We start from the raw sequence: 24,660 nt of genomic DNA on the forward strand, positions 1-24,660 counted from the left end.
TAATCAGCGATCACTCATAATGTGTCCACATCCGCAACACCCTGATAGTATGATGCGGCTCTAATACTTCATACACTAACCGATGCTGAATATTAATACGGCGGGAGTAAGCACCACTTAAATCCCCCACCAACTTTTCATAAGGCGGCGGATTTTGAAAAGGACTCTCGCCAATGATGTTTAACAAAGCCTGAGTCTTATCCTTCAACCCAGACTGCGCAATTTTGACCGCATCTTTTTGTGCATGCTTGGTAAAAACTAATTGCCAACTCACCAGTTAAGTTCCTTGACAGAGTCTTCCAATGGCTCTGCCATGCCCTCTTTAATAGACTCACGCATACCGGGCACAGATAACAAATATAGCGTTTCTTGAATCGCTGACCAATCCTCAGCAGACACTAATACTGCATTATTTCGCTTGCCGGAAATAATAATCGGCTCATGTGACTCTGCGGTTTGATCCAATAATCGGTACAGATTTGCACGTGCGTCACTCGCTGAAAGTGTTTGCATAAAGATCTCCTATGAACAAAAGATATTGTACGTTAAAACGTACGCCAAACAAAACAACAGCATAAATCTCTCATTAGGCTTAGTCTAAATGGCAATTAGCTTAATCTTTAACGCCAAGAAGTACATTCTGTATATCTGAATTGTTTAGACAAAGTTCACTACCTGAATCCGTTCTCATCACAGATACCATTTGAATAAATGCTATGCGCTGCTCTGTTGAACCCATCGCAGCTCCCAACACTTCGAAGTGAGAAAATGCAGATATAGCCTCTTTTGAACCATAAAGACAAATTCTCGCCTTTGAGTCAGCAGTTCTTGAAAATAACTCCTGTTGCTCTTTTGTTCCAGACAGTGGGCGAAACTGTGCTTGCTCACATATGCACTTTAAATAATCCATATATGCTTGGGAACGTAAGTCTCTCAGATGGCGTTGATTTTCAATATGCCGAGTGAAAAAGTACTGAAGAGACGCACCAATAATGACGCCAAAAAATGAGATAAATCCAGTTAGCAATGCTTACTCCTCGACCCTGCTAAACAACACACGAATAAAGTAATAACTATTATTTTCTATACCCATATTCCAGCACAAAATACTGCGGACTCAGCCCAGCCAGCTGTACGCGCAGCTTGGCTAATTCAGCGTCCGGGCCATGCACTTCAATACGCACCAGTGTAGAAACTTCGCCCATTTCATGCAGAATCGGGCGCAGATTGTCGAGGTGAGCCAGCAGTGCCTCCGCGTTCTCAAAGCCTTCCCGGCAATGTGCGAGGTCACCGTCAAAACTAAAGCCATAATACAAACAGCCAGGCTCACGCGATGACCACTCGACATACTTTTCACAGATGGCGCGAAAAGCGGCAGTTTTGCCAGCATGGATTTCAAAGTAAGGGGAAACTGAGCAGCAGGTATCTTGGGTGGCCATAACGTGATTATTATTGTTTAAAATTAATTCGCCAGCTCTGCGCCCTCAACCACGACGCGGAAAAACTGCAACGCAGCCTGGTCTTGAATCCGGATACCAGTTGCTACCGAACCGCGCTTGCCTGGCGCAATGCCGCCGGTAATCAGCATAGAGCGCGTCTGGTCCACCAAACGCCCACGGTTGTCGTATTGCAGCATGCGTACTTGCACACGCCCGACTGGCACGCTGCTATTGTTTTGTACCGCAGCGTAAACCATGCCGGTGTTATCTGCCAGCGGGCCAGAAGGCAGGTAGCGCGCCGGGTTGCGCGGCAAGTCTATGCGCATGGCGCGGCCAGCGGCTTCTTTGCCGATTTCGGAGTCTGAACTGGCGGCTAACTGGTAGTGTTGCAAGGCAAGTGCAGTTTCACCGCGCCCTTCGGCAATCTGGCCGAGCAAGGCATAGCCAGGTGCGGTCGGCAGCAAGGCATTGGCTTTTTTCAAAAAAGGTTCGGCTTGCGCTTTTTTGCCATCATTAAACAAGGCGATACCGCTTTGCACATAGGGCTTGAAATAATCCGGCTGCATTTGAATCGCCTTGTCGTAAAACGCCAGCGCTTCCGTGGTGTTTTTCTTGGTCAGGGCAATATCGCCCAACAGCTCCTGAAAGCGTGCTTCGTGCGGCTCAATACTAATGGCTTTTTTGGCCAGGGTTTTGGCTTTCTCGGCATCGCCTTTTTGCAATGCCTCTTTGCCTTCATCATAGGCTTTGTAGGCCTCACGCGTGGCCATCAACTTGGCGACTTTTTGCGCATAGACGTCTTTACCCATGTCACCGCCTGCGCCCAGTTCTGCCAACGTTTTTTTGTTGTCATCCACCCGCTCTTGTGAAGGCGGATGGCTGGCAAACAGGCCACTGATAAAGTCCTGCCGTTTGCCTTCACTCAGGCGCACAAACGTCTCTTGCAAGGTCACGGCTGCGGCCGGATCATAGCCTGCCAGTTTCATGTACTTCATGCCATAGTGGTCAGACTCTGATTCAGCATCGCGGCCATATTTGCTGGTAATCAGCTGACCACCCAGTTGCGCGCCACCAACAACCAGGTTGGCGTAATTAGAGTCTCTCGTGGCCAGGCCGACTGCCAGCATGGCCCCTTGCATAAACATGCCACGCTCCATGCCTTTGGCACCATGTCGCGCTGCTGCATGTACAATCTCATGGCCCAGCACGGCAGCCAGCTCTGCTTCGCTATGCAGTTCATAAAGCAAGCCACGGTTAAACGCGATTTTGCCGCCCGGCATCGCCCAGGCATTAGGCACCGAGTCATTGAGCACTACAAACTCATAGGGCAAATCGGGACGGTCTGATACGGCCGCCAGCTTTTGTCCCACTTGCTGCACATAGCGCGTCAATTCAGCATCCAGCGTGTAATCGCCGCCTTGCGACTGGCGGGCAGGACTATAGTTTTGCTGACCCAGCTGAATCTCTTTGTCCTGCGAGACAAACTGGAACTCGCGCTCTTTGGTCACCGGATTGACGCCGCAGGCCAGTAGGCCCACAGAGAGCAACACCGGGCAAAGAGTACTTTTTTTAATCATTGTCATTCTGCTGTTTCCCCATCCAGCCGCAGCCATTTGGCCTTAAGTAATAACCGTTGGCTGCTGTCTGCCGGTGAGTTGCGGCAATTGCGAAATCTGGTGTGATACGCTAATCAGCTCCGCCAATGCCTCTTGTGCATCCAGCTGCTGCTGTGCAGCATCCTCAGTAAAGGCTTCGAGGTAAACGCGAATAGTGGCGCCTTCAGTGCCGGTGCCAGACAAACGAATGACCACACGTGAGCCGCAAGCAAACAGGATACGCAAACCCTGGCCAGTGCTGACTGATGCGTCAACCGGATCGGTATAGCTAAAATCATCCACTGTTTTCACGGTATAGCTGCCAAACACCTGGCCTGGCAGGTTGGCAAATTGCGCCTTGATATGAGTGATGACGGCATTGGCCTGTTCGGTCGGGACGCCTTCGTAATCATGGCGCGAATAGACATTGCGGCCATACACTTGCCAGTGTTTGCGCACCAGCGACTCAACACTCTCGCCCGTCGCGGCCAGCAAATTCAACCAGCACAACACTGCCCACAAACCATCTTTTTCACGCACGTGGTCGCTACCGGTGCCAAAGCTTTCTTCACCACACAGGGTCACGCGGCCAGCATCCATCAGGTTACCGAAAAATTTCCAGCCGGTAGGTGTTTCGTAGCAGGCGATACCGAGTTTGGCAGCCACCCTATCCACTGCACCACTGGTCGGCATAGAGCGCGCCACGCCGGACAAGCCTTTGGCGTAAGCAGGAATCAGCTTGGCATTCGCCGCAATCAGCGCCAGGCTATCAGACGGCGTGACAAAAAAATGGTTACCCAGAATCATATTGCGGTCGCCATCGCCGTCAGACGCTGCCGCAAAATCTGGCGCTTGTCCGCCATAGGCTATTTTGACCAGGTCTTCTGCATACGTCAGGTTCGGGTCAGGGTGACCTCCACCAAAGTTTTCCGACACTTCGCAATTCATCAGGCTATCCACCGAAGCGCCCAAGCGATGAGTGAAAATTTCTTTGGCATACGGCCCGGTCACCGCATGCATGGCATCAAACTGCAAGCGGTGGCCTGCCGCCAACCAGCGCTTGATGGCAGCGAAGTCAAACATGCTTTGCATGAGATCCGCGTAATCAGCCACTGAGTCAATCACTTCGACCTCAAAGCCATCCAGCGTGGTCACGCCTATGCTCGATAAATCCACTTCAGGTAAATCGATCAGTTTGTATTGTGTAATGTGTTTGCTATTGGCAAAAATGGCATCGGTGATTTTTTCCGGTGCCGGGCCGCCATTGCTGGTGTTGTATTTGATCCCGAAGTCGTCCTCTGGCCCGGCCGGGTTGTGGCTGGCCGAGAGAATGATGCCACCAAAGGTTTGGTATTTACGGATGATGTTGGACGCAGCCGGGGTGGACAGGATGCCGTGCTGGCCGACCAGCACCTTGGCAAAACCGTTGGCAGCTGCCATTTTAATAATCACCTGGATAGCCTCTTTGTTATAGAAGCGGCCGTCACCACCAAGCGTTAAGGTCGCATTGGCAGGAATCTCCAGCGTATCAAAAATACTCTGCACAAAGTTTTGCAAGTAGTGCGGTTGCTGAAACACGCGTACTTTTTTACGCAGGCCGGAAGTACCGGGTTTCTGGTCAGAAAAGGGATTAGTTGCGACAGTTTGAATCGACATGCAAGCACACTCTTTTTTATTAATGGACTGCTTTGATTGTATTACAGATTCATGTCAGTTTTTTTGCTACACAGACGATTTCCTCACACTTTTTATCATTTCCCGTCCCTGCAAACTACGTAAAATCATGAGCCGCTTTTACGGATTCGCTTCAGGGTAGTTTTGAAACACCGGCGTATAGTGACAGTCATACAAGTACATCAAGCACGATGTACTACCAAACAACCAAAGGAGACTATTATGTGGACTAAACCAGCTGCTACTGAAATGCGTTTTGGTTTTGAAGTGACGATGTACGTCATGAACAAATAATCAGCACCTATCTTAAGTATCAAGATTACGCTGAACAAAAAACCGCCGGAATACGGCGGTTTTTTTATTGCCTGCGATAATGGAATCAAGCCAGCTGCGACCACAACAAATTGATACTGACCCCCATCAGGAAAACAGCAAAGATGCGTTTCAACACTTTCACTGGCAAGCGCTTGGTCAACGCCACGCCTGCCGGGGCAAATAACACGCTAAGCGGGGTAATCAGCATAATGGCAGGCAAATAGAGCAGGCCAAATGTATCTGGCGCATGTGTCGCCTGTCGGACAGCGTCTTGCAGATAACTCACTGTGCTCGCCAATGCAATCGGGAAGCCCAGCACTGCTGATGTGCCAATCGCCTGCTTCACAGACACATTACGCATGGCCAGATAAGGCACCGTCAATGTGCCGCCACCGATAGACACCAGCGCAGAGATCACACCGATCAACAATGACACCAGGCTGATTTCCACCTTGCCCGGTACTTTGTGCTGGGTGGGTTTGCGATCCAGGAATAACTGGATCGCCGCAAAAAAAGTAAAGGTAGCAAAAAATAGCGTCAAGTAAAACGCATCAAGGTGAATCGCCACCAGGGTTGCCAGCAAAGAGCCAATAAACGCCATCGGCACCATGGCCCAGACATACGGCCAGACGATATTCTGGTTTTTATGATGCGCCAGAATACTGGAAAGGGAAGTAAACACGATGCAGGCCATCGAGGTCGCCAGCGCCATATGAAAAGCCGCATCAGCCGAAAAGCCCTTGGCCACCAGCATGGCATGTAACATAGGCACCAACACAATGCCGCCGCCTATTCCCAGCAAACCAGACAGCACACCAACCACCACGCCGATCAGGCAAAACAGCGCATATTGCTCAATAAAAAGTTGTATCCAGTCCATGCGACACTCATCCGTTGAAAGCGCAACAGTATAACGGCTGACTCAGCACCATTTGCATATTTTTCTTTACGCTGGCCTGCAATAATTTTTGTTACAATAATCAAATGAGCGATCAATATGTGAAAAAGGCAGGTGGCAGACGGGCGGGTGCGGGACGTAAACCGGGCTCTGGTTTATACCAGGAAAGCACCACCGTGATGCGCGTGCCTGTCAGCCAGAAAACCGCGATTGGTGACTTGCTGGCGGTCTATGCCAAACAACAGCAACAACGGCAAAACAGGGAGAGTCTGGACAGTCCGCAAGTTTTCGCGTTTCCTGACAGTGCAGCACAACCGATGGCAGTGCCGCTCTATGCGTCCAAGGTACCCGCCGGATTTCCCTCCCCCGCCGATGACCATGTTGAGCAGCGCCTGGATCCTAGCGCATATTTGATTGACCAGGCCGACACCACTTTTTTTGTCACCATACAGGGGGAGTCGATGATAGAGGCCGGTTTGATGCCGGGCGATAAGGCGGTCGTAGATAAAGGTAAATCACCCGTGGTCGGCGATATTGTGCTGGCAATGATAGATGGCGAGTTCACCATTAAAACGCTGGCCAAACAACAAGATGGCACACCAAAATTGTTGCCGGCAAACTCATCTGGCCGCTATACACCTATCCTGATTCAAGCGCCCATGCAGTTTGAAGTCTGGGGCGTAGTAATAGGCTCATTCAGGCGCTTCAGGTAATAAAACAGTGCTGCGGGCAATAAAAAACCCGGCGCCTATTGATCATGGGCAACCGGGTTTCCTGAACGCAGATGAACTTATTTGTTCATCACGTACATGGTTACTTCGAAGCCGAAACGCATTTCGGTAGCAGCTGGTTTAGTCCACATAATGATCTCCTTTTTTGATTCCCCGAACCGACCCCATGTCTGGCTCGTGTGAATGTATTATCGGCCCATGCCCCAACAATCCTGCTATTGCGGATCATGAACAGCGTTTAGGGAATTTCATGAAACACCCCTCATGCAAATGAATATGCCAGCCTTGAATCAACCTGCCATCAGGGCGATGGCGCTTGTCGATGTGAATAATTTTTACGTCAGTTGCGAACGGGTGTTTAACCCCAAACTACGTGACCGCCCGGTGGTGGTGCTCAGCAATAACGATGGTTGCATTATCTCCCGTAGCACAGAAGCTAAAGCGCTGGACATCCCCATGGGTGCACCGTGGTTCAAGGTACGCAAGTATGCCGAGCAAGAGGGGGTGATTGCCTATTCGTCAAATTATGCTTTGTACGCAGACATGAGCAATCGTGTGATGTCGGTGCTGCGGCAGTTTAGCCCGTCACAGGAGGTATACTCAATTGACGAGTCATTTCTCGACTTGACTGCGTTCTCCAGGCGCGACCTGACCGCCTATGCACAGCAACTCAGGCAAACAGTGCTGCAATCGACGGGCTTGCCAGTGTGTGTCGGCATTGCCAGCAGCAAAACGCTGGCAAAGCTGGCGAATCATTGTGCCAAACAACACATCACGTTGAATGGTGTCTGTAACTTCAACACCATGCCAATCACATTGGTAGACGATACCTTGCGCGACATCGACGTCGGCAATGTTTGGGGCATAGGCCGCAATTTGAGCAAGCACATGCATGATGCAGACATTCATACGGCCTATGACCTCAAGGTCAGCGATGCGGCGACCATGCGCCAGCGGTTTAACGTGGTGATGGAGAAAACCGTGCGCGAATTGAATGGCACGACTTGCCTTGAGTTAGAACAAATACGCGGCCCACAGCAGCAGATTCTGAGCACGCGCAGCTTTGGCCATCCTGTGCGTGACTTGCAAAGCCTGGCTGAAGCCGTCACGCTATATACAACCCGCGCTGGCGAAAAGCTGCGCAAGCGACGATTATATGCAGGCAGTGTCTACGTCTATATCCGCACCAGCCCGTTTCGCGATGCACAACAGCAATACGATAACAGCCTGCGCCTGCCGCTGCATATCGCCACCAACAACACCTTGCAACTAGTACAGGCAGCCCTGCTGGCCTTACGGCAGATCTACCGGCCAGGCTATGACTATATGAAAGCAGGTGTATCACTAGGCGAGTTGGTGACAGCGGAGGCGCAGCAACAAGATTTATTCCGGTCCACGGACTCGCACGAGAAAACAGGCCGCTTGATGCATGCCTTGGACACTATCAATCAAAAAATGGGCAGAGCCACCCTCAAACTGGCGAGCGAAGGAGTACAGCGCCAGCAACCCTGGCGCATGAAGCAGGCGCTTAAAAGCCCTGCTTACACCACCAGTTGGGACGCGCTATTAAAGGTGGACTAATCAGTCGCCAAATCTTAAGCCGTTTTGGATACAGACACCGAGCTAAAAGTGACCGCACTGATGACCAGCATGGCACCAAGCAACTGCGCATGATTAGGGGGCACATGCTCAAACGCCGCAATGACCATGGTGGTGACCGGCACCAGGTTCATAAAGATTGCCGCTTTTGAGGGCCCAAGATGTGAAATGCTGGCATTCCAGAACAGATAAGCCAGCACTCCGCCGCCTAGCGACATCGTCAGCAGCGCAGCCCCGGCATGTATCGTCGGCACGACAACATGATCGCCATGCATGATGGCAGCAATGCTCAACGCCATCGCCCCAACGGTCATGATGCCCGCAGTATTCGCAATACCGCCCACCTGCTTAGGCATCATTTTTTTGACCAATACGTTATAGAGCGCCCAATTTAGCGAGGCAATCAGGATGTAGATATCGCCAACTGCAATCTTCAGTTGCGCACCCGCACCCAGCACCACGATTGCCACGCCCGCAATACCAATCGGGAATGCAAGCAGTTGCTGCTTGCTTGGCCTGTCGCGCAGAATCACATAACCCAGCACGGCCGTAAGCAAGGGATTCAGAGCCATAATCAGTGCCCCATTGATGGCAGAAGACGTTTCCATGCCCAGAAAGAAAAACAGGTTGAATCCAAACACACCGACAACGCCCAGCGTCAGATACGCTTTCCAATGCTGCGCGGGAATCGCCTCTTTTCGCATTTGCGCAATCAAGACCATGACAGCCGCAGCCAGCACATAGCGACTTGCGCCCGCGACATAAGGCCCCATTTCAGCAATGACCGGGCGCGCCAGGTTGAAATTAGCGCCCCAGAAAATCGCTGCCATGGTGGCCATTAAATAGGTTTTGAAGTGATTCATTTAATTTTATATACCGTTCGATTTTTTAAAGTGGACGCATTTCACTGCCGCAACAAATCCTTATAGCCTGTGTCTGCTTCAGCCGTCAATCCCTTCCACAATAAACACCCGATATTGCGCGCCCTGGTGCCTATGCTTAACGGCCTGCTGATATTGCGGACTGTAGTACCAGGCTTCGGCCGCTTTGACGGTGGGAAAGCGATGGATCAAGCATCCTTCAAAGGACGGGCCTTCCAGGATATTGAGCGCGCCATATTTCACCAGCGGCGTGACCGCATGCCCCTCCCGGGCGAGAGGGGCCAGGCTGGCATAAGTATCCATGGCGGCCTGATCAGTGGTCTGTTCACGCATCATGACCACATAGGCACTCATGATGTTTGCGCACTCTGCAGGCGTTGTACAAGAGACTGTGCGGCTAAGGCAGACGACGCCGGATTTTGCCCGGTAATCAACAAACCATCCTCGACCACATAGGGTTGCCAGTCAGCGCCTTTTGAAAAAATACCGCCATGATTGGCCAGCATATCTTCGACCAGGAAAGGGACGACATTGGTTAAGCCGACGGCTTCTTCTTCCGTATTAGTGAAACCTGTGACTTTCTTGCCAGCCACCAGCGGGCGACCATCCGGCTGTTTGGCATGGCGCAACACGCCAGGCGCATGACAAACCAGCGCGACAGGTTTACCTGCATTCAATGTCGACTCGATCAAGCTAATGGAGTCGCGGTCCTCTGCCAGGTCCCACAATGGCCCGTGCCCGCCTGGATAAAATACTGCATCAAAACCATTATGTGACACTGAGTTTAAGGGCACGGTCGTCGCCAAGGCTTTGCCTGCTTCTGCATCGGCTTCAAAACGTTTGGTGTCCGCTGTTTGAAAAGCGGGATCATTACTTTTAGGATCCAGCGGCGGCTGGCCGCCTTTAGGCGATGCCAATGTCAATTGCGCACCCGCAGCCTTAAACGCGTAATAAGGCGCAGCCAGCTCTTCGAGCCAGAAACCAGTTTTAAGGCCGGTATTACCCAGAGTGTCATGCGAGGTGAGGACGATCAGGATGTTCATTTAAAGCTCCTTAGTGATTAAGTGATCAGGTGAGTCCATCATGAACGCTTTGATTCCATTTTTGAAATTTATTATGTATATTTTAATTATTCACCATATGAATAATTAAAATGCGCTACGACCTGAATCTATTACGAGTATTTATCGCCTTGATGGAAGAGCGCAGTGTGACGCGCGCGGCTGACCGGCTTGGCATCACGCAGCCTGCATTGTCGAATGCATTGAACCGCCTGCGGGAGATACTCCAGGATCCATTATTTATCCGTGAACGTTATGGCATGCAACCGACACAGAAAGCGGAGGCGTTGGCGCCAGTGATTATGGAAGCGATTGGGCAACTGGATGAAATCGTGCTGGAACAGCAAGCTTTTGACCCGGCCAGTGCCAATTTGTTATTCACCATTGCACCTAATAGTTATGTCGAATATGTGCTGATTCCGGCAGTCGTGGCCAAGCTGCGCGTACTGGCCCCTGGCATTAAGCTGCGCATTATTCCTTACGGCAATGATCTTGCTGAAACCGGGGTGATTTCAGGCAGCACAGCGCTGGTCATGGGGCGTTTCGTCGACCCGCCAGACAACCTGATTGTGCAGCACCTGATGGATGACAGGCTGGCTTGTGTGGTGCGCGCCGATCACCCGACCGTTGGCGACGAAATCACCAAGGTGCAATATGAACAGCTGAAACATGTGAATGTATTGCCGCCAGGACGCATGCGCGCAGGGTTGTTTCAGGCATTAGACCGGCATGGTTTGAAACGTGAAGTGGCGGTGTCGGTCACGCATTTTCTGTCGGTACCAGAAGTGATTTCCGTCACCGATTATTGCACCACACTGCCGATCCAGATTTGCCGCCGCCTGGCAAATGATACGCGCTTAAAAATCCTGCCAACACCAGTCGACCTGGGCACTTTTCCAGTAGATATCGCCTGGCATGTCAGGTATCGGCAGGATCCCGCACACCGCTGGCTGCGGTCATTGATTGAAGACGTGGCGCAAACACTTTAGTCGTGCTTACGCGGCATCAATCAGGCCATGCTTCATGGCCAGCCGCACCATTTCTACCGGGCTGTTCACCGAGAGTTTTTGCTTGATCAGGGTATAGTAATTGGCCACTGTTTTCTGGCTGATTTTGAGCATATCAGCCACCTCTTCCACGCGCTTGCCTTCGGCCAACAAGCGGAACACTTCGAACTCGCGTGACGTCAATTGCTGCAAGGGATTGCTTTCACCAATCAAGGTTTGCAAAGCGACTTTCTGCGCCACATCCTGGCTTAAAAACGTGCGACCTTTGGCCACATCCAGCACCGCCTGCACGAGATCTTCAGCCACACCGGTTTTAGTCACATACCCTTTCACGCCGGTTTTGAGTGCCTGCGCTGCGAACGATACCGCCTCGTGCATGGAGAAAATCACGATTCTGGCTTGCGGATAGCGCTGCAAAATACGTTTGGCGGCTTCCAGGCCGCCCATGCCAGGCATGGAAATATCCATCAGCATGACATCTGGCAGAATCTCGCCGTACACCTGGTATGCCGACTCCCCGGTATCTGCCTCGGCCACGATTTCAATCGACTTATGGCTCTCAAGCAAGCGACGTAACCCTGAACGCACCACGGTGTGATCATCCACCAAAACAACTTTAACTGTCATGTCACTGCTTCCTGAAAACCTTCTGTTGTGTGAAAACGGACTTCGATACGCGTCCCCTGGCCCGGCGCACTGGTAATTTTCATGCTGCCCATCAAGCCCTCTACCCGCTCTTGCATACCCGCCAGGCCATAGCCGCGGCTTTGCACACTGGTATCAAACCCACGTCCATCATCCTCTATCATCAGCGATAAGCCTTGCTCATCTTCCGTCACTTCTATCGTCACGCGGGTAGCCGCCGCATGCTTGCTGATATTCGTCAGGCACTCCTGCAAAATACGGTAAACCGTCACCGACACTGACTCATCATGTTGGCTCAGGTGGTTGGAAATCGCATTCACTACCATGATGCCGCGATTACGATCATGCCAGTGATGAATCAACTCAGCCAACGCCAGGCTCAACCCTAGCTCATCCAGCACGCGCGGGCGCAAACGCGCCAGGATATCCTGAATAGTCACCATCATTTGCCGTGTGATCTGCGCAATTGCCTGCGCGCTTTCACGCGCTACGCTGAGTTTTTTTGCTGCCACCAGCGCACTGGCATCTACATGCACCGCGGTCAGGTATTGGCCGATTTCGTCATGCAGGTCACGCGCCAGTTTTTTACGTTCTTCTTCCTGCAGGTGAATAATCTGCTGCGTTAAACGGTGATTATTGCGTATGCTTTGCTCCAGCGTGCTGGCCATGCTGTTGAACTTGTCACTGATCTCACTCAGCTCAATCTGCTCAAACCCAGGCAAGCGGCTTTGATATTCACCGCGCTCAATCTGGTTCAAACCATGAATAATCTGCTTCACCGGTTTAAACGTCGCCCGCACCGTCCAATAAACAAACAACAATACGCTGAGACCAAACAGGCCGACAATCGCCAGCAAACCAGAGGTGTCATCCCAAATTTCGCGCAACTCAAAACTCGGGTCTGGCGTAATGACCAGCTCGCCGATAAAGCGGCCGTTTAAAATAATATTCTTGCGTTTGGGTTCATTGAGCACGCTGGAAATATCCAGCAGGCGTACAAACCACGCCGGTGGCTCTTCACCGGTATGCTCCAATCGCGTCGAGCGGTTAGACTCACGCAAGCGGCCATTCATATCAAAAAAATCCACCTTCAAATGGCGGATATTGGTCAGCTCATCCAGCCTGAACAGATTGGTTTGACCATTTTCACTGTTATTCAACCAGCCAAAATCTGTCATGTAATGCGCAATTTCTGCATCCAGCAAATGAATCACCAGATTGGTGCTTGAATCCACCTCAGCCAATACGTCTTCGCGCGCATTCTTCACCACGGATACTGCCCAGGTCAGCAATAAGCCGAGCAATAACAAGGTAATGATCAGATTAAGTTTGAACTGAAGACTGAGAGATTTCATCATGCTGTGTGGATTTTAAAGTCGATCGCCCAAAAACTATCGGGAATTTTTCCCGATTCATACCCCTGGCATGCAGGGATATCACGCATTATAGGCGGACTAGCGAATCACGACACCCCAAGGCAAGGTGCCTACCGGAATATCCTTTAAGCGCTGATTCGTTTGCGTATCAATCACAGACACGCTATGACTACGGCCATTGGCGACATACAGTTTTTTGCCATCTGGCGTCAGTGCCATATTCCACGGCCGTTGCCCCACCGCGATAGTGGCAATCACCTGACGGCTGGCAGTATCAATCACGCTGATATTATGGTCACCGCCGTTGCTGACATAAATACGGCTGCCATCGGCATTGACCTTGACACCATTAGAGCGCAAGCCGACTTTGATATTGGCTTGGACCTTCCAGTCACTGGTGGATACAATTTCCAGCAAATTTGCCGCTTCGTTGGCGACATAAGCCCATTTGCCGTCCGGGCTGAAGCCCACGCCGCGCGGATGCTTGGTGGCAGCAATCAAATGTTCGGATTTGAGTGATGTCAGATTGATCACATCCACATTATTGCTTTCTTCATTGCTCGCCAATAACCACTGCTGATCCGGCGAAAATACACAGTGCTCGGGGTTTCTGCCCTGGGTATGAATGGTGTATTTGACCTTGTTGGCCTGCAGGTCTACCAGCGCCACCGCATTTTCCTCTTCCAGGCAGGCAGCCAGCAGCTTGCCATCCGGTGAAATATCTATTCCCTCAGGCTCATCACCAACCTTGATCAAAGCGACTTGCTTGCCTTGTTGGGTATCTACCACAGCTACCGCATTTTTATCGCGCACGACGACATACAAGTTTTGATTGCCAGGGTGTACGGCGGCGGCCTGAACTTTTTTACCGAACTGGCCCTTGGCTGGCAGGCGCTTAACCACCTCATCGGTACTGGTATCAATGACCGACACCGTGCCATCTTTTTCATTGGGCACATACGCTAAAGGTTGAGAGAACGCTGAGAAAGAGGTAGTGGCCAAAGCCGCTGTGAATAGAAGCTGTTGCAGTGCTTGTTGCATAGAGTGTCCTTCAAAAAAATCGACCAGTTGCTGCAACAACTGGCCTGAACATGGAGATATACTTTATGCAAATCAATTAAATTAAGTCATTTAAATTGATAATTGCATATTAAGCATGCTGCGACTGCCCCAATAGCGGCAGCCTTCCCGATTTCATCGGGATTTACTCCCGATGAACTGACCAAACGCCCGCGGCTGCGCACCGACGGCAACCGTTACTTTAACAAGCAGGCGTTCACTGTCGATAATGGCAATAACGTTATCCATCCAGCTGGCCACCACCACCTGCTGGTGCTCAGCATCGAAAGCAATGCCTTCCGGCGTGCCCGGCACACGAATCTTGCGAATGGTTTGCCGCGTTGCCAGATCAATCACGCTCACGCTATCATCTCCCGTATTACTGACAAACAAGCGTTGCCCGCGATGGTCCGGCGTCGCGCAATACGGGTGATCGCCCGTATTCAGCGTCGCTAGTACCTGTTGAGTGCGCGTATCCATCACGCTGACCGTATTTGAATACACATTCACCACAAATAATTGCTGGCCATCCGGACTTAAACTCAAGCCAAACGGATGCTTGCCAACGTTGACCCGATGACGCGCTTTGTTGCTGTGGGTATCAATCACACTGATATCGTCACTGTCGCGATTGGCAACATACAAAGTGCTACCATCCGGACTCATTTGCAGGCCGCCAGGCGCCTGCCCAACCGGGATGTTTGCCAGTACCTGCCCGTTATCTGCAGCCACGACCAACAAGGTGTCGTGATACCAGTCTGCCACATACAAGCGGTCACCGGTTTTACTCACGGCCAGTCCGACTGGCGCAATCGGTAAATCAATCGTACGTATCACTTGCTGGTGCTGCATATCGATGACCGACAATGAGTGGCCTTCAACATTGCTTACATACACTTTTTGCTGTTGCTGATCGACCGCCACACCAACCGGCGACTTGCCCACCACTAGGGTATGCAGCACGGTGCGCTGCTGCATATCGACCACCGACACCGTGTGATCACCCTGGTTGGTGATATAAGCAAGCTCTGCTGCTTGCCCATGCAGCACCATACAGGCCAACCATAACCCGGCAAATCTTTGAAAGTATGGGTGTGCAGACGCCATGCTGGACGTCTTCCGAAAAAACATACTTCTCCTCGCGTATGGTCTTTGAGCGATGTTTAACTATAGGTGTTTATCTGCCTTAAAACGTCAGACAGTATCCTGCAACTGGCAGGGATTTTTTCACGGCAGGGAGGCTAGGAAGCAGATACTCTTTGCGCAAAATGGGCATTAATCGCCGCCATATCCAGCGCTTGCCACATATGCAGATGATGTTTCAGCTCGTGGGCGTGCATAGCGCCATTGACCAGGTCAATCACCACGCGCTCGCGTACCACCATCAACGCTGGTACTTGTGCAACCTGAAAATTGGCCGCCAGGTCTGTAGCCACATCCATATCTACCGTAGCAAACAAGATGTGGGGCGTTTGTGCGGCTATCTCGGCAAATACCGGTGCAAATGTCTGGCAAGGCGCACACCACTTGGCGGTAAACAGTACAACCATAAAATCATGCGCGGTTACTTGCTGGTTAAACGCGGCTTGGCTGTCTATGGGGTAAAGATTATTGACACTCATGGAGTTTCCTTGGAAGGGGCGCCTGCTGCTGGCAGGCGTTTAATCACACTCAGGGTCCAGTGTTGCGGTCCGGCTATGCTTTGCGAACAGCCGAGTTCTGCGACCGGCACCTGCGCACTCAACACATGGCGGGTATGGTCTGCCGTTTGCACTTGCATAAACCAGCGATCTACCCACACCTCAACCTCTGCTGAGGCGTCCTGTTCAATGCTGACAGCGGACAGTTGCAGCGACACCAGTTGACCGCCATGTGCCAGACATAGACTGTCATCGGTTTCGACCAGCGTGACCTCACTGTTTTCACTAGCAGCCATGGCCGGGGTAGTGGCCAGGAATATCCAGGCACTGACAGCAACCAGCAAGCGTATGCGGATCATCATGCTGGCTAACTGATTCAGGCGCACACGCTTGTACCCATGCGTTTAAACAAAGGGCGCAAATGTGCGCAGATCTTGTTGCGCCAGCCACTGCTATTGGCCGCTGCATTCTGGCGACCGTCTTTCAGGCCTTGCAAGCCGTCTTTGACAAAACTGTCGACCGCACTTTTGGCTGACTCATCATCCTGTCCGGCTGGCGGTTCATTGCCGGTAAAGGCGCGGTAATAGCGTGCTGTCCACACCACCTTGGCATTGCTGCCATCGGCCACCACCTTGATTTTTCCATTCAAGGAGCTGACAGGTAGCGCTTCCAGGTCAATGTCGCCCGACAGGCGATAAGCCACCGTCATGTCTGCGGCAGAAACCTCATCGATTTCCTGTAATAAATGCTTGCCGTTTTTAAGGGTAATTTTTTGCTGCTTGTCGTTGACTGCCTCGCAGGCCGTCACTTGTGGATGCCATTGTGCCAGTGCACAAGGCGCGCTGATACGCTTCCATACGGCATCGGCTGCCGCATTTACCTGAATGGATTCATCGGTTTTCTGCGGTGTCGGGCCATGCGCCCAGGCATTTGCACTCATTAATCCAATCAGTAATAAAGACCACTTCATTGTTGCTCCTTCTCTAAAAAACTAAACGTATTGCTTACTTAAAATCTGTTGTTCACTTAAAACTTTTAGTGACTGTGCAACCTGATGCCAGACCAGCGTCGCGCCAACCACTTGACCCAGCGACTACCGGAAAATGTCAGCAGCAGGTACAGCAGCCAGCAAACTATCGCCGGCACGGCCAGCCAAGGCCTGAGGTCGGTATCGGCCCATCGCCAGGCAGTCATACCTAAACCAGTCGCCCAACTGCTGCCTTGCGCTGACTGCTCCAGACGCACATAATTCAGGCCAGTAGTGTTAGCCAGGCGTTGCAGGTTCTGTTCATCCAGTGCCGAGAGGTGCGCATTATTCAGCAAATCAGTCCCCGGGCCGTGACCGGCATTGCGGTCATGCTGGCCCTGCTCCATCGCCAGTACCGACAAAGTCTCAGCCATGCCAAAGTTACCGAATCGCTGTACTTCTTCCTGTTCCCAATAGCCGGAAACCGCATTCTTTTCATCCAGTTTGGGGATTTTGCTGGCGACCGACTTGCCCATGCCGACCAGGTATCCCTGCACATCGCCAGGTTTACCGGCATAGCCGGGCATGTATTTAGGATTGGCAGGTGGCGCCTGCTGGCCATCAGTGAAAAACATGACGCGTATCTGCTTGCCTAATTCCGGTGCCTGTTCCAGGGCGTTGTACAAACCATGCGCGATAAACGAATCCGCAGCCCAGGCCATGCGCCAGTCCATGCTGGCAACCGTTTGGTCCAGCGCGGCGAAATGGGCGCAGACCTCAACCGGCTCCACCACATTCACCACATTGCGTTCGGTAAACATCCCCAGCGCCACCCGTGAACCACAAGGCAAGGCCGATAAGGTTTTGCGTATACTTTGCTTGGCTATTTGCAAGCGACTGATACTTTTACCAGCCACCTGGTAATCAGGCACATTCATGCTTTGCGTGATATCCACCACGAAATACCAGTCATAAACGCGATTGGGTAGCATTAGATGTGGCCGGAATAAGATGATGGTGAGCAACACAAATGTTGCGATAAGGCACGCTTTGCGCCAGGCATACAGCCTGGACCCTTGCCCAGACCAGCCCCCCACCAGGCCTTTTACGACCGCTCGCCATGCCTCAGAAAAACGCAGACGCATCAGGGCATGCCTCTAGGATTACCCGGCATGGCTGGCCAGCCACTTGGCTCTTCTTCTGCCTTGATCTGCTCATCTTCATATTGTTGCGGCCCGGACATGCCATGCGTAGTCGGTGCCAGGCGTAAGGCCAGGTGGTAGTTGTATTTCACCTCAGACCAGTCAGGCTCTACGCGCAAGGCTTTTTGGTAGCTCTCTTTGGCCAGTGCGACCAGCGGACCCGCTTCATCCCACGCAGGCAGGCCGCGCTGTTCCAGCAAGCGGATCGCTGTGCGCAGGTAAATATTGCCCGAATTAAAATAGGCTTGTTGACGTAGCGGGTCACCTTCAGGCACCTTGCTAATCAGCGCGGCGAATTCAGATAATGCCTGTTCGGGCTTAACCTGGTTGTCATAAAACACCGCATTGGCAAACAAGGCCTGCGGCGTCTGGTTTGCACCAAGCAAGGTATTTTCAATCAACACATGCGGTTGCAGACTGCGGCGATAGACTTCAGCCTGATAGATATCAATGACCTGCCTGATCAGCATCACCACTGAAATTAATATCAATAGCCCTGCCCATAACACGCCACGCCGCAGGACGCCTGCCAGTTTTTTATTCATGCCTGCCACCGTTTCAATTCCAATGCATACAAACACATCAAACACACCGCCACCAGCCACGCCAGGCCATAGGCATACTGGCTTAAATCCTGCCGCGACACGGGTTCCAGGTATCTGGTCGGTTTATTTTTCAGTGTGGAGATATCGCGCACCGCCGCCATCACCGCCTGCGGGTTTTCAGCCTCATACACGCGATATGGCACATTCAGCGTCTGGAAATATTCATGCAGGGCATACTCAGGATAAGCATCAATATTTTCGCCCTCTGCCAGGCTTTGCTTAAGGCTGACGCCACTCTCGGAGCGTAGATAAATCCAGTACAGCGAAGCCTTCTGGCGCATAAACATGGCGCGTAACATATCCTGCGTTTTGCCATCCAGATGCGCCCCGCCATCTGACACCAGCACCATGGCGCGTGCGCCGGTAACCGGCTGGTCCGCAAAGTAATCCAGCGCCATACCCAAGCCACGCGCCACGGCGGTAAAGCCCATGCCACCGGCTTCGGTGGCATCCAGTGCCGCCTGCACAAACTCGCGGTCATTGCCCAGTGGTGCCGCCAGAATTGGGGAAGTACTGAAAGTCACCATGCCCATTAAATCATCATGCCCTTGTGCGACCAGCGTTTTAAGGACCTTGCGGGCGACTTCCATCTTGGGCACGCGTGCTTGTGCATCGTCACCTTTTTTTACAAATGGCTCATTCATGCTGGCACTGCGGTCCAGCACGATCATGACATGCGCACCACGTCCTATCTTTTCGACATATTGCGATTTCAGGTAAGGGCCGGTGAGCGCCAGACTCAAGGCCAGTATCAATAGACTTAATGCCATCTTCCACAGGCGATCCAGCCAGGCAGATAGCGGATCTGCTGGCAACCCTTGTAACGCCGGATGCGGGAAATTCATTTGCCCGCGCAATACCCATGGCAATACGGCCAAAGGTAACAACAGCAATGGCCAGAAATCCGTCAGCCCCCAGTGCTCATTAAAGCCTGAAGCCAGTAATACGGTTTGCGCGCCTTCTTCCCACATGTTCAGGAAATCTCCACCTGGCTTAAGGTTTTGGCGAGCTGTTTCAACTCACTCAGTGACAAAGACACTGGTTGACCGGCAAAAAAAGTTTGCTGAACATTGTGGTAAAAATCCTGCAATTTGTCGCGATAAGGTGTGATGGCTGATTGACTGGCCAGCAGCCTGGGCAAATTTTCTGCGGTGACGGCGTAACCGGCAAATTGATCGACTGCGCGACTAATCAGGCGCATGGCCTGCATACGCGTTTCATCCTGGTCTTGCTTGAACCGACGGATACCATGCCACGCCTGCCTGAACGGCATGCGTTTTTCCTGCGGAAACTGGATCCAGCCCAGATACCAGGCAAAGTAAACCAGGCCTGAACCTAACAGAAGAAACCAAGCAGCCAGCTGCCACAGTTGAGTGGAGAGCGGCCACTCGGGCAATGGCGCATCCGGGTAAAGTTTGACGTGCTCGGCATCAATACGCGCTGGCAGCAGGCTGGAAACAATGACTTTGTCAGCAGGTATATCTATCGTCAGGCGTTGCTGGTCGCGTTTAAATTGCAGGTGCAGGTTTTTCAGCGGCAAGGTTTTCACCGTGTCACCTGCCACAAATATCTGCCAGTCGATATCGAGTTGGATCAGGCGTTCAGCTTTGCTGTCACTGTTAGTCCAGTGTGCTTTCCTGAGTTCTATGGCTTCATTTTGTGCTGGCGCTGGTAGACTGGCAGGATCCAGTTCAAAGCCTGGCGGCACATGCAGCTTAATATGTTGCCGAGCAATACTGCCCAGGGTGTAATCGGCTTCACGAGTATGGCTTTCGGCGCGTGGCTTAAAATTAGCATCGTTCGCATATGATGATTGCATCACAGCCAGCCACAGCAGGCTACCTACCAGTTTCAACAACCTTTTATGTTTTTGCCCATGCATTGCATGCAATCCCATAGTCATGACATGCTCTCCATCAAATGACGACTCACTTCTTCTGCTCGCCAGCCCGGGTTTAACCACAAGGGAGCGCGCGTACCCGCGGTTAAAAATCGTGCATTGAGTGACTTTTTTTGCTGTTTTGCATGGTCAGCGATCTGCTGGTGCAACTTACGCCTCAACATCCAGCTGCGTTCTTCACCGGTTTCCATATCGCGCAGGCGTGCCCAGCCAAAGCTGGGTAAACCCGCTGTCGCGGTACGGTCGCGTAGAACAACCGGAATCACATCGTGATGCTGTCCAGCTTGCAGGGTCTGTTGCAACAAGGCATCCGGCCAGTAAAAGTCAGACAACAGGAAAACCAGCGCGCGTTGCGAACCTAGCGACATGAGCGTTTCCGGGATAGCGTTGGCACTGCGGCCATCAGCACGACTCATTGTTTCTGCCTGCTGCCAGTAACGTGTGATTTGTTGTGCCACGGCCTGCGCTGTGCCTGGTTGAAAACTGGGCAATACTTGCAATGCCAGTTGTTCGTGATCATCCGCCGCGCGCATGCCAAACGCATCACCTTGCCGGTTGGCAGACCAGGCCAGTGAAGAGACAAACTCGGTCACCTGCTGGCGCATATTGGCCTCGCCCTGGAAAAACATGGAGCTGGAGACATCGATAATCGCATAGACCCTTACAGCAGCGCGTTCCAGATAGGTTCTCACCAGCCATTGCCTGGGTACAGTGCGCACGCTGGCGCGGATATCGATGCGTTTCGGGTCAGGGCACGCTAGCAACGAGGCAAACCCGGCAAAGTCACTGCCATTGCCATGGTGCGTAGTGAGCGTTGCCCCGGCGTGGTATGACTTGGAGCGCCAGTTGATATTGTAAAAAAACTGGCTTGGCTCAAACGCAGCCTGCAACTGCGACGATGATGGACTCATCTCGGAAGCATTCGCCGTGGGTACTGACAGGATAGCCATAAAGATAAAAACAGACTGCCGCCAGACTTAAGGGGCAGACACCTTGTCCAGAACCGCTTGCAATAACAGTGGCGCCAGTCGTGCGTGTTGCAAGGCATAAGCGCCATTGAAGAATACGCGATGCGTCATGACAAATGGCCACACGGCACGGATATCGTCCGGCGTTAAATAATCACGGCCTTCTATCCAGGCACGGGTACGCGCACTGCGCATGAGCATGGCGGTACCGCGCGGGCTGGCACCGCCAGCCAGCAAGCGTGACATATCGACATCGGGTAATTGGATGCCGGCTGCTACCGGGTCTTTTAGCGCACGCCATAAATCAACGGCATACTCCTGCAATGCGATTTCGGCCCGGACTGAATTCTGTATGGTTTCCGCGACCAGGTTTAACTGGTCGTAAGGCGTTAATCCGGCGGGCAGTGTCGCAATCAGCGCATCCACATCATAAAAACGAGTATCAAACATCAATGCCCGCTGCAGGTCACGCGCATCCGGCGCCTGCACCGAGATTTCCATCAAGAAGCGATCACGTGCGGCGGCAGGGATTTCAAAGGTTTCTTCACGTTCCAGCCGGTTGCGGTCGGCAAACACCGTCAGGTGCGGGAAACGGTATTCGCGGTTGAATGCATTGACTGAACGTTCAGCCATCAAGCGTAAAAACAGGGCATGTGCCTGCGGACGGGCGCGGTTGATTTCGTTAAAGAAAAATACCGCCAGGGCTTCATCGTGCTGCAATAACGGGCCAGGTTTAACCGCCGCCTGGCCTTGCTCATTGATATAAGCATGGTAAAGAAAATCGCTAGGCATCAAATCAATGGCGCCTTCTATCCGCTGATAACCGCCACCCAATAGTTGGGCTGCTGCGCGTAACAGCGTGGTTTTACCTACGCCGACATCGCCTTCCAGCAACACGTGCCCACGTGAAAAAATCGCAATGGTCAGTGCGCGCGTTTGCTCCGGCATGCCCACCACCACGGTGTTAATGGCCTGTTCAAATGCTAGGGCGCGCTCACGCCAGGCGGCTAATTCGATTTTATTTTCCATACACCATCCATGATTCAGAATGAAACAGGCCACTGTCGACTGCATACAATCGACACCGGTTTGCCACATGCATTGAGGGGGCGAAACTGACACCGGAAACGATGCCAGTTTCCTAGGGGGGAATTAAGATTACTTCACGTCAAACACGAAATTACCGCTGGATTTGGCATTCGCAATGCGTTTTGCGTTGCGTGCATCCATCAATTTGATGGATTCCTCTTGCTTGTTGAGCTCTACCGGATCATGTTTCGGGTCATATTTGGAACCCGCAATTTTTTCCGGATAGCCAGGTTTGGCTTCCCAGCAGTTTCCTGGCTCTTTACAACTTTGACCGTCGTAAGCCAGCGCCTGATTTGACACCGCAAACACACTGGCAACAGCCAGTAATGCCAATACGTGTTTCATCACTTTCTCCTTAATCATAAATTAGCTGGTGTATTGTTTTCGATTAACGGATTGCCCACCAGCCTAACAATCCGATAATGGGTTTAACCGTGCGGCGCAGCGCCACCGTTTTTAAGGTTTTCTTCGGCCTGATGACGAATCCAGGCGATCACATGCAGGATTTCATCAACAGTCATACGGCCCTGTTGCGGCCCCATCATGCCGGCAGCACCGCCATAAATGGTTTCAAAAATACCTTTATCGGTTTCATTCTTAGGGTAGGTCCAGTAATCATCAGCCAGTGCTGGTCCCAACTTGCCTTCAGCCAAGTGACCGTGGCAGCCGGAACAGGCGGTAGAGAAAATGGTGTAGCCTTTTTTAATTTCTTCCTCATTGCCACGGTACGGGTTTTCGCCGGTTGCCATGAAATGCTTGGCTTCAGGCGTGAAGGTTTCATCTTCCATCGGCGCAAGGTCCAGCACATCGCCGGACAGTGTGCCGCGGAACTCGATCGCCGGGCCATCCTTCAGTACCACTTTCGCTGGCGCAGTTTTGCTGGCACCCTGGGTTTGCGCAGAGGTGTCATCCTTGGCGCACGCCACGGTAAAGAAAGTCGCCATGACCAAGCCAGAGAGTCCAAACGCCATCGCCAGCTGTTGTTTCACGCGGCGCAACGGCATGGCCTGCGATTGAGATTGTTGAGATTCTTTCAATTCAAACTCCAAAAACTAATTAATCAAGATTGTGATTTACTGAAGGTTCAGCAGAGGAATACCTTCCTCTTTGAGAATGGCGGTGATTTCCGTCCCGTGTTTTTCAATGACGCCATTCAGGGCCTGTACCAGCTCAGGGCGTTTTTTGCTCACGCCCATGACCACGTCGTAATGCATGGGGATTTTTTCACCATTGGTTTTTTTGGCGTTGTCTTCCACCATCACCATTTTCAATGGCACTTCAGAGGCACGTACATAACGCGCGGCTTCCGGCGCCCACAGCATGGCCATATGCAGATGCATGTTGGCGACATCATTGACCAAGCGTGAAGGTTCAACATGCACATAGCGATTACGTGTTGACTGGAAATTCTGGATTTCAGTGAAGTAATCAAACATGTCATCAAAGCGGTTGATTTGCAGCAACATGTTCTTACCAGGGCTATCCGGCATGACGCCAATACGGAAATTCTTTTCCTTGAGGTAAGGATGATCCCAGGAAGTGACGTCGATTTCGCGATCTACACGGGTGACAAACACGTAAGAAGAACGGTAATAAGGCTTGGTCACCAGCACACGCGGATCATTCGGGTCAGTGCCAATCAGCACATCACATTTGCCTTCTTCCATGTCCTTTTGCAGGGTTAACGGGTTGGTCCACCAGAAATAATTGACGGGGACATTCAGTGTTTTGCCAATGACAGCAGCGATCTTGTTTTCAAAGCCTTGTTTCTGGTCATTGGAAAAAGGTAATTCGGATTTACCGGCACAGATATTCAGTGCATCGGCAGCGAGTGCGGGCAATGCAAACACACTCAGGGTCAAGGACAAGCAGACGCTCAACCAGGTACGACTATTCTTTTTAACTTCAGCAAACATTTGTTCTCTTCTCCATTAGAGAGAACAGGATGACCGGCCATCCTTGCGTCTGACGGCCATCCTGCACACTACATCAACAGGTTTACTGTATGA

At 51.9% G+C, this 24,660-nt stretch carries 31 protein-coding genes; 4 read left to right on the forward strand and 27 right to left on the reverse strand.

What is annotated here, in order from left to right:
• Positions 1-10: 10 nt before the first annotated feature.
• The 6 genes from B3355_RS08700 to B3355_RS08725 form a co-directional block, all read right to left on the reverse strand.
• Positions 11-274, reverse strand: a complete 264-nt coding sequence (locus B3355_RS08700) for a Txe/YoeB family addiction module toxin (protein ID WP_292782726.1) — start codon at positions 272-274, stop codon at positions 11-13.
• Positions 271-513 (reverse strand): type II toxin-antitoxin system Phd/YefM family antitoxin, encoded by a 243-nt coding sequence (locus tag B3355_RS08705; RefSeq protein ID WP_292782729.1) that lies wholly within the window; start codon positions 511-513, stop codon positions 271-273. Before B3355_RS08705 ends, B3355_RS08700 begins: the two co-directional genes overlap by 4 nt.
• A 100-nt stretch (positions 514-613) precedes the next feature.
• The gene (locus B3355_RS08710) at positions 614-1,027 is read right to left on the reverse strand and encodes a hypothetical protein (RefSeq protein ID WP_292782732.1); all 414 of its coding nucleotides are present in this window, start codon (positions 1,025-1,027) and stop codon (positions 614-616) included.
• Positions 1,028-1,076: 49 nt separating this feature from the next.
• A complete protein-coding gene (locus B3355_RS08715; protein WP_292782735.1) occupies positions 1,077-1,439 on the reverse strand; it encodes a putative quinol monooxygenase in 363 nt (120 codons plus the stop codon).
• Positions 1,440-1,462: 23 nt separating this feature from the next.
• Positions 1,463-3,016, reverse strand: a complete 1,554-nt coding sequence (locus tag B3355_RS08720) for a M48 family metalloprotease (RefSeq protein WP_292782738.1) — start codon at positions 3,014-3,016, stop codon at positions 1,463-1,465.
• A 42-nt stretch (positions 3,017-3,058) separates the two neighbouring features.
• Positions 3,059-4,690 (reverse strand): alpha-D-glucose phosphate-specific phosphoglucomutase, encoded by a 1,632-nt coding sequence (locus tag B3355_RS08725; RefSeq protein WP_292782741.1) that lies wholly within the window; start codon positions 4,688-4,690, stop codon positions 3,059-3,061.
• Positions 4,691-4,930: 240 nt separating this feature from the next.
• Here B3355_RS08725 and pqqA (B3355_RS08730) point away from each other — a divergent pair, with 240 nt between their 5' ends.
• Complete coding sequence (gene pqqA, locus B3355_RS08730; RefSeq protein ID WP_081624291.1) at positions 4,931-5,002, forward strand: pyrroloquinoline quinone precursor peptide PqqA; 72 nt, start codon at positions 4,931-4,933, stop codon at positions 5,000-5,002.
• A gap of 85 nt (positions 5,003-5,087) precedes the next feature.
• Here the strand turns inward: pqqA (B3355_RS08730) and B3355_RS08735 are convergent, their stop codons facing one another.
• On the reverse strand, positions 5,088-5,903 hold the full coding sequence (locus B3355_RS08735; RefSeq protein ID WP_292782744.1) for a sulfite exporter TauE/SafE family protein: 816 nt from the start codon (positions 5,901-5,903) through the stop codon (positions 5,088-5,090).
• 104 nt (positions 5,904-6,007) lie between these two features.
• Between B3355_RS08735 and B3355_RS08740 the strand changes: the two genes are divergently transcribed.
• Positions 6,008-6,634 (forward strand): LexA family protein, encoded by a 627-nt coding sequence (locus tag B3355_RS08740; RefSeq protein ID WP_292782747.1) that lies wholly within the window; start codon positions 6,008-6,010, stop codon positions 6,632-6,634.
• Between the two features lie 77 nt (positions 6,635-6,711).
• On the opposite strand, the gene pqqA (B3355_RS08745) is transcribed toward B3355_RS08740, so the two are convergent.
• Positions 6,712-6,783: a pyrroloquinoline quinone precursor peptide PqqA gene (gene pqqA / locus B3355_RS08745; RefSeq protein ID WP_081624291.1), complete on the reverse strand. Its 72-nt coding sequence runs from the start codon at positions 6,781-6,783 to the stop codon at positions 6,712-6,714.
• A gap of 145 nt (positions 6,784-6,928) precedes the next feature.
• Between pqqA (B3355_RS08745) and B3355_RS08750 the strand changes: the two genes are divergently transcribed.
• A complete protein-coding gene (locus tag B3355_RS08750) occupies positions 6,929-8,233 on the forward strand; it encodes a Y-family DNA polymerase (protein ID WP_292782751.1) in 1,305 nt (434 codons plus the stop codon).
• 14 nt (positions 8,234-8,247) lie between these two features.
• On the opposite strand, the gene B3355_RS08755 is transcribed toward B3355_RS08750, so the two are convergent.
• From B3355_RS08755 to B3355_RS08765, 3 genes are all read right to left on the reverse strand, one after another.
• Positions 8,248-9,114, reverse strand: a complete 867-nt coding sequence (locus B3355_RS08755) for a DMT family transporter (protein WP_292782754.1) — start codon at positions 9,112-9,114, stop codon at positions 8,248-8,250.
• Between the two features lie 78 nt (positions 9,115-9,192).
• A complete protein-coding gene (locus tag B3355_RS08760; RefSeq protein ID WP_292782757.1) occupies positions 9,193-9,486 on the reverse strand; it encodes a DUF1330 domain-containing protein in 294 nt (97 codons plus the stop codon).
• On the reverse strand, positions 9,483-10,175 hold the full coding sequence (locus B3355_RS08765; RefSeq protein ID WP_292782760.1) for a type 1 glutamine amidotransferase domain-containing protein: 693 nt from the start codon (positions 10,173-10,175) through the stop codon (positions 9,483-9,485). Before B3355_RS08765 ends, B3355_RS08760 begins: the two co-directional genes overlap by 4 nt.
• A 110-nt stretch (positions 10,176-10,285) precedes the next feature.
• Here B3355_RS08765 and B3355_RS08770 point away from each other — a divergent pair, with 110 nt between their 5' ends.
• Positions 10,286-11,182 carry a LysR substrate-binding domain-containing protein gene (locus B3355_RS08770; protein ID WP_292782762.1) on the forward strand — a complete coding sequence of 299 codons (897 nt, stop codon included), beginning with the start codon at positions 10,286-10,288 and terminating at the stop codon, positions 11,180-11,182.
• Positions 11,183-11,188: 6 nt separating this feature from the next.
• Here B3355_RS08770 and B3355_RS08775 read toward each other — a convergent pair whose 3' ends face one another.
• The 16 genes from B3355_RS08775 to moxJ all read right to left on the reverse strand — a co-directional run bounded on the left by B3355_RS08775 (position 11,189) and on the right by moxJ (position 24,567).
• Positions 11,189-11,827: a response regulator gene (locus tag B3355_RS08775; RefSeq protein ID WP_019883019.1), complete on the reverse strand. Its 639-nt coding sequence runs from the start codon at positions 11,825-11,827 to the stop codon at positions 11,189-11,191.
• The gene (locus tag B3355_RS08780; RefSeq protein WP_292782765.1) at positions 11,824-13,203 is read right to left on the reverse strand and encodes an ATP-binding protein; all 1,380 of its coding nucleotides are present in this window, start codon (positions 13,201-13,203) and stop codon (positions 11,824-11,826) included. Before B3355_RS08780 ends, B3355_RS08775 begins: the two co-directional genes overlap by 4 nt.
• A 96-nt stretch (positions 13,204-13,299) precedes the next feature.
• The gene (locus B3355_RS08785; RefSeq protein WP_292782768.1) at positions 13,300-14,262 is read right to left on the reverse strand and encodes a beta-propeller fold lactonase family protein; all 963 of its coding nucleotides are present in this window, start codon (positions 14,260-14,262) and stop codon (positions 13,300-13,302) included.
• Positions 14,263-14,415: 153 nt separating this feature from the next.
• Positions 14,416-15,387, reverse strand: coding sequence for a cytochrome D1 domain-containing protein (locus B3355_RS08790; protein ID WP_292782771.1), 972 nt, complete (start codon positions 15,385-15,387; stop codon positions 14,416-14,418).
• A gap of 134 nt (positions 15,388-15,521) precedes the next feature.
• Complete coding sequence (locus B3355_RS08795) at positions 15,522-15,902, reverse strand: thioredoxin family protein (RefSeq protein WP_292782774.1); 381 nt, start codon at positions 15,900-15,902, stop codon at positions 15,522-15,524.
• Positions 15,899-16,282 (reverse strand): hypothetical protein, encoded by a 384-nt coding sequence (locus B3355_RS08800; RefSeq protein WP_292782777.1) that lies wholly within the window; start codon positions 16,280-16,282, stop codon positions 15,899-15,901. Before B3355_RS08800 ends, B3355_RS08795 begins: the two co-directional genes overlap by 4 nt.
• Positions 16,283-16,296: 14 nt before the next feature.
• Positions 16,297-16,890 (reverse strand): SRPBCC family protein, encoded by a 594-nt coding sequence (locus B3355_RS08805; protein WP_292782779.1) that lies wholly within the window; start codon positions 16,888-16,890, stop codon positions 16,297-16,299.
• A gap of 65 nt (positions 16,891-16,955) precedes the next feature.
• On the reverse strand, positions 16,956-18,032 hold the full coding sequence (locus tag B3355_RS08810) for a vWA domain-containing protein (protein ID WP_292782782.1): 1,077 nt from the start codon (positions 18,030-18,032) through the stop codon (positions 16,956-16,958).
• The gene (locus B3355_RS08815; protein WP_292782785.1) at positions 18,032-18,634 is read right to left on the reverse strand and encodes a hypothetical protein; all 603 of its coding nucleotides are present in this window, start codon (positions 18,632-18,634) and stop codon (positions 18,032-18,034) included. The genes B3355_RS08810 and B3355_RS08815 overlap by 1 nt, the downstream gene beginning before the upstream one ends.
• Positions 18,631-19,665: a vWA domain-containing protein gene (locus B3355_RS08820; protein ID WP_292782788.1), complete on the reverse strand. Its 1,035-nt coding sequence runs from the start codon at positions 19,663-19,665 to the stop codon at positions 18,631-18,633. Before B3355_RS08820 ends, B3355_RS08815 begins: the two co-directional genes overlap by 4 nt.
• 2 nt (positions 19,666-19,667) lie before the next feature.
• Positions 19,668-20,597, reverse strand: coding sequence for a hypothetical protein (locus B3355_RS08825; RefSeq protein ID WP_292782791.1), 930 nt, complete (start codon positions 20,595-20,597; stop codon positions 19,668-19,670).
• Positions 20,594-21,505, reverse strand: a complete 912-nt coding sequence (locus B3355_RS08830) for a DUF58 domain-containing protein (RefSeq protein ID WP_292782794.1) — start codon at positions 21,503-21,505, stop codon at positions 20,594-20,596. The genes B3355_RS08825 and B3355_RS08830 overlap by 4 nt, the downstream gene beginning before the upstream one ends.
• A gap of 66 nt (positions 21,506-21,571) precedes the next feature.
• On the reverse strand, positions 21,572-22,591 hold the full coding sequence (locus B3355_RS08835) for an AAA family ATPase (RefSeq protein WP_292782797.1): 1,020 nt from the start codon (positions 22,589-22,591) through the stop codon (positions 21,572-21,574).
• 129 nt (positions 22,592-22,720) lie between these two features.
• On the reverse strand, positions 22,721-22,996 hold the full coding sequence (locus B3355_RS08840) for a methanol dehydrogenase [cytochrome c] subunit (RefSeq protein ID WP_019883035.1): 276 nt from the start codon (positions 22,994-22,996) through the stop codon (positions 22,721-22,723).
• A gap of 83 nt (positions 22,997-23,079) precedes the next feature.
• Complete coding sequence (gene moxG / locus B3355_RS08845) at positions 23,080-23,655, reverse strand: cytochrome c(L), periplasmic (protein ID WP_292782832.1); 576 nt, start codon at positions 23,653-23,655, stop codon at positions 23,080-23,082.
• 69 nt (positions 23,656-23,724) lie between these two features.
• A complete protein-coding gene (gene moxJ, locus B3355_RS08850; RefSeq protein ID WP_292782802.1) occupies positions 23,725-24,567 on the reverse strand; it encodes a methanol oxidation system protein MoxJ in 843 nt (280 codons plus the stop codon).
• Between the last annotated feature and the right edge of the window lie 93 nt (positions 24,568-24,660).

The sequence above is a fragment of the Methylophilus sp. UBA6697 genome, from assembly GCF_002454655.1.
Taxonomy (GTDB): Bacteria; Pseudomonadota; Gammaproteobacteria; order Burkholderiales; family Methylophilaceae; genus Methylophilus.